The sequence below is a fragment of the Vibrio sp. DNB22_10_4 genome, from assembly GCF_052879755.1.
In genome coordinates, this window is sequence record NZ_JBNNXW010000129.1 from 1 (window position 1) to 235 (window position 235).

1 protein-coding gene is annotated in these 235 nt (G+C 65.5%); it reads right to left on the bottom strand.

What is annotated here, in order from left to right; genetic code table 11:
• Window positions 1–235 (bottom strand): hypothetical protein (locus ACVA6Q_RS24950; protein ID WP_446649269.1); only part of this gene is annotated, 235 nt, incomplete at both ends.

The window sequence follows — 235 nt, forward strand, 5'->3', positions numbered from 1 at the left end:
GGGTGGCGGCCCGCTGTGCCAGCAGCCGCACGCTTTCCAGGCCGACAAAGAACTCACCATAGTGGGCCAGCGTGTATGGGTCCTGGCTGGCGCGCTCGGCACCGGAGCGATGCCATGGCCGCGCTTCATGCAGCGTGTAGTGGCGGGCCTGCTCGAATGCACCTTCGCCCAACCCCAGAAACACGTGTACGAAAACAAGCTGGGCCAGCAACGGCCTGAGCGCAGAGAACGGCGT